This window comes from Buttiauxella sp. B2 (assembly GCF_006376615.1).
In the GTDB taxonomy this organism is placed as follows: domain Bacteria; phylum Pseudomonadota; class Gammaproteobacteria; order Enterobacterales; family Enterobacteriaceae; genus Buttiauxella.
The window spans coordinates 1-4,172 of the sequence record NZ_VEXQ01000057.1 but is presented as its reverse complement, the minus strand read 5'-3'; the positions used below and the strand labels follow the sequence as shown (position 1 = coordinate 4,172).

The window sequence follows — 4,172 nt, the reverse complement described above, 5'->3', positions numbered from 1 at the left end:
TCACCGATAAATATCTGGTGAACCTGATTGCCTCGGTTAACGGATAAGGAGCACTCAAATGGCAATGCCCCGCAAACTTAAATCACTGAATCTGTTTAACGACGGCCTCAGTTATATGGGCGTGGTGTCCTCGGTGACGCTGCCGAAACTCACCCGCAAGCTGGAAAATTATCGTGGTGGCGGCATGAACGGTGCCGCGCAGGTGGATTTTGGTCTCGACGATGATGCGCTCACGATTGAGTGGACGCTCGGCGGCTTCCCGGATGAGGCGTTATGGGCGCAGTACGCGCTGCCGGGGGCGTCCAGTGTGCCGCTGCGTTTTGCAGGCTCGTATCAGCGCGACGACACCGAAGAAGAAACCGCCGTCGAGGTGGTGGTACGTGGCCGCCATAAAGAATTTGATGGTGGCGACAGCAAACAGGGTGAGGACACTGAAACCAAAATTACGACGGTGTGTACCTACTACAAGCTGACGATGAACGGCAAAGAACTGATTGAAATCGACACCCTCAACATGATTGAGAAGGTCAACGGCGTCGACCGTCTTGAGCAGCGCCGCCGCAATATCGGCCTGTCTTAATGCACTTGCCGGTCAGGTGTGCTGGCCGGTGAACCCTTTTTTAATTCCTGGAGATATACCCCCATGAGCAACGCAAAAAAATACAAGAATACCTCTGACAACCCGAACATTGTGACCCTTGTAAAACCGATTAAACGCGGGGAAATCGTGATTGAAACCATCACCCTGATCAAACCGACGGCTGGCACCCTGCGCGGGGTGAGTCTGGCCGATGTTGCCAGTTCGGATGTGAACGCGCTGATTAAAGTGCTGCCGCGCATGACGTATCCGACACTGACCGAGTCGGACGTCGCCGCACTGGAACTGCCGGACATGATGAGTATTGCCGCGAAGGTGATCGGTTTTTTGGCACCGACTTCGGCGGTTTAACCTTTCCGCCGGGGCTCATGGTCGACGACCTGATGGCGGATATTGCGGTGATTTTTCACTGGCCGCCCTCCGAACTGTATCCCATGAGCCTGACCGAACTCATCCTGTGGCGCGAAAAGGCGCTCCAGCGAAGCGGGAACTCCTATGAGTAATAACGTCAGAATCGAAGTGCTGCTAAAAGCCGTTGACCAGGCGACGCGCCCGTTTAAACACATCCAGACCGCGAGCAAAACGCTGTCGGGGGATATCCGTAATACGCAGAAAACCCTTAAAGACCTCAACGGTCAGGCGTCGCGTATTGAGGGTTTTCGTAAAACCAGTGCGCAGCTGGCGGTCACCGGTCAGTCACTGCAGAAAGCAAAGGCCGAAGCCGAAACACTTGGCACGCAGTTTAAAAGCACAGAACGCCCGACGCGCGAACAGGCGAAAGCGCTGACGGCGGCAAAGGCAGCGGCAGACGGATTGCAGACCAAAGTTAACAGCCTCACTGAATCGGTGAAGCGCCAGCAGCGCGAACTCGGGCAGGCCGGAATTAATACCCGCAATCTCACCCGCGACGAACAGAGCCTGAAAGGCCGCATCAGTGAAACAACCAGCCAGCTCAACCGGCAGAAACTGGCACTGGAGCAGGTCAGCGCGAAACAGGCGAAACTCAACGCGGTCAAAAATCGTTATCAGACCGGTAAGGCGCTGGCCGGAACAGCGGGCGCGGTCGGTGCCGCCGGTGTTGGCATGGCAACCGCCGGTGTGGCCGCAGGTGTGGGTATTCTTAAACCCGGCTACGATTTTGCGCAGAAAAATGCTGAGTTGCAGGCGGTGCTCGGGGTGGAAAAAACCTCACCCGAAATGGAGCTGCTGCGCAAGCTGGCACGCCAGCTCGGTGACAACACGGCGGCCTCCGCCGATGACGCCGCCGGGGCGCAGATTATTATCGCCAAAGCCGGTGGCGACAGTGCTGCGATTCAGGCCGCGACGCCGGTCACGCTGAATATGGCGCTTGCTAACCAACGCACGATGGAAGAAAACGCCGCGCTGCTGATGGGGATGCGCTCCGCCTTCCAGCTGTCAAACGACAAGGTCGCGCACATTGGTGATGTGCTTTCGACCACAATGAACAAGACTGCCGCCGACTTTAACGGGCTGAGTGATGCACTCACCTATGTCGCACCGGTGGCGAAAAACGCCGGGATCAGCATCGAAGAAACTGCCGCGATGGCCGGTGCGTTGCACGATGCGAAAATCACCGGCTCGATGGCAGGCACCGGCAGCCGCGCAGTCATCAGCCGGTTGCAGGCACCGGTCGGCCAGGCAAAAACGGCACTCGGTGAGCTGGGGGTAAAAAACACGGATGCGAAAGGCAATATGCGCCCGCTGTTTACCCTGCTGAAAGAAATGCAGGCCAGCTTTGATAAAAACAAACTCGGCACGGCGCAAAAAGCCGAGTACATGAAAGTCATCTTCGGTGAGGAAGCCAGCTCCGCCGCCGCTGTGCTGATGACCGATGCCATGACCGGCAAGCTCGACAAACTCACTGCGACCTTTAAAGCCTCGGACGGCAAAACCGCCGAGCTGGTCAAGGTGATGCAGGACAACCTAGGCGGCGACTTCAAAGAATTTCAGTCGGCGTATGAGGCGGTCGGCACCGACCTGTTTGACCAGCAGGAGAGCTCGCTGCGTAAACTCACCCAGACCACCACAAAATATGTGCTCAAACTCGACCACTGGATTGTGCAGAACAAAGGACTCGCGCAGACACTGCTCAACGTCGGCGGTGTCGCGCTGGCCGTGGTGGGCATGGTCGGTGCCATTGGTCTGGTCGCCTGGCCGGTGATTGCGGGCATCAATGCCATCATTGCCGCCGCCGGTCTGCTCTGGACAGCTTTTACCGTCGCAGGCAGTGCCATCATAACAGTGCTCGGTGCGCTCACCTGGCCGATTGTGGCGGTCGGTGCGGCAGTCGTCGCCGGTGTGCTGCTTATCCGGAAATACTGGGCGCCGCTGGGGGCGTTCTTCTCCGGTGTGGTCGAGGGTATTACTGTCGCCTTTGCACCGGTCGGGGAATTGTTCACGCCGTTCATCCCGATGTTTGAGGCTATCGGGCAGAAACTGCGGGCGGTGTGGCAGTGGTTCACGGAACTGATAGCGCCGGTGAAAGCCAGCAAGGACACGCTCGATAGCTGGAAAGATTCCGGCGTTGCCGTCGGTCAGGCGCTGGCCGGGGCGTTTAAGCTCGCACTGGCACCCGTCACTGCATTGCGCAGCGGGATTGATTACGTGCTGGAGAAGCTCGGTCTCATCAACCAGGAATCCGGCCAGCTTGATGCAAAAGCCGAAAAGGTGAATGCATATGCCAATGGTGGCGGGTATTCCCCGTCCGGTGGGTTACTGACCGGCAGTTATCAGCCAGTTACGGCCAGTGCCGGTAAAAGCTATACCGACCAGAGCCGCAACGAGTATCACATTGCCATCGGTGGCGGCGTGCAGAACGGCGGCGAGCTTGAGCGCCAGCTCCGTGACAGCCTGGAAAAATACGAGCGCGAGAAACGAGCGAAACAGCGTGCCAGCATGATGCACGATTAAGGAGACCGACCATGATGCTTGCCCTCGGCATGTTTGTTTTTCAGTTACAGACACTGCCTTATCAGAGCCTGCAACGGGATGTGGATTACCGCTGGCCGTCCAACAGCCGAGTCGGCCAGCGACCGGCGATGCAGTTTCTCGGCGTGAACGAGGAAAAAATTGTTCTCAGCGGTAGCCTGCTGCCGGAAATCACCGGCGGGAAAATGTCGCTGCTGGCACTCAACCTGATGGCGGATGAGGGGCGCGCATGGCCGCTGCTCGATGGCAGTGGCACCATTTACGGCATGTTTGTGATTAATTCGGTGAGTGAGACTTACACCGAGTTTTTTGCCGACGGTGCAGCCATGAAGATTGATTTTACGGTCAGTCTCACGCGCGTGGATGAGTCCCTGACAGCCATGTTTGGTGATATTCAGAAACAGGCCGACAGCCTGGTCGGCAATGTACAGAGCAACATCGGGGGGTTATTTTAATGCTGACCGGAATGACACTGGATGCAGGCGCGACACTGGCACCAGCGTTTATGCTAACCCTTAATCACCAGGACATCACCCGTAATATCAGCGACCGGCTGATAAGCCTCAGTCTGTCGGATAACCGGGGTTTTGAAGCTGACCAGCTTGATATCGAACTCGACGACACT

At 57.1% G+C, this 4,172-nt stretch carries 5 protein-coding genes and 1 pseudogene; all 6 read left to right on the top strand.

Going from position 1 to position 4,172, the window contains the following annotated elements:
• Nucleotides 1-58 precede the first annotated feature (58 nt).
• Nucleotides 59-580, top strand: coding sequence for a phage major tail tube protein (locus tag FH968_RS23360; RefSeq protein ID WP_139883850.1), 522 nt, complete (start codon nt 59-61; stop codon nt 578-580).
• Between the two features lie 63 nt (nt 581-643).
• Nucleotides 644-949 (top strand): phage tail assembly protein, encoded by a 306-nt coding sequence (locus FH968_RS23355; protein WP_139883848.1) that lies wholly within the window; start codon nt 644-646, stop codon nt 947-949.
• Between the two features lie 17 nt (nt 950-966).
• On the top strand, nt 967-1,101 hold the full coding sequence (locus tag FH968_RS23350) for a GpE family phage tail protein (protein ID WP_139883845.1): 135 nt from the start codon (nt 967-969) through the stop codon (nt 1,099-1,101).
• Entirely contained in the window at nt 1,094-3,529 is a 2,436-nt protein-coding gene (locus tag FH968_RS23345; protein ID WP_139883843.1) for a phage tail tape measure protein, read from the top strand. Before FH968_RS23350 ends, FH968_RS23345 begins: the two co-directional genes overlap by 8 nt.
• An 11-nt stretch (nt 3,530-3,540) precedes the next feature.
• The gene (locus FH968_RS23340; RefSeq protein WP_139883841.1) at nt 3,541-4,002 is read left to right on the top strand and encodes a phage tail protein; all 462 of its coding nucleotides are present in this window, start codon (nt 3,541-3,543) and stop codon (nt 4,000-4,002) included.
• A pseudogene (locus tag FH968_RS23335) lies at nt 4,002-4,172 on the top strand (phage late control D family protein); the annotation flags it as partial. The gene FH968_RS23340 and the pseudogene FH968_RS23335, both read left to right, overlap by 1 nt.

Excerpts from the sequence above, each read along its gene's own strand:
- FH968_RS23360 (WP_139883850.1), top strand. The coding sequence starts at position 59 with ATGGCAATGCCCCGCAAACTTAAATCACTGAATCTGTTTAACGACGGC.
- FH968_RS23355 (WP_139883848.1), top strand. The coding sequence starts at position 644 with ATGAGCAACGCAAAAAAATACAAGAATACCTCTGACAACCCGAACATT.
- FH968_RS23350 (WP_139883845.1), top strand. The coding sequence starts at position 967 with ATGGTCGACGACCTGATGGCGGATATTGCGGTGATTTTTCACTGGCCG.
- FH968_RS23345 (WP_139883843.1), top strand. The coding sequence starts at position 1,094 with ATGAGTAATAACGTCAGAATCGAAGTGCTGCTAAAAGCCGTTGACCAG.
- FH968_RS23340 (WP_139883841.1), top strand. The coding sequence starts at position 3,541 with ATGATGCTTGCCCTCGGCATGTTTGTTTTTCAGTTACAGACACTGCCT.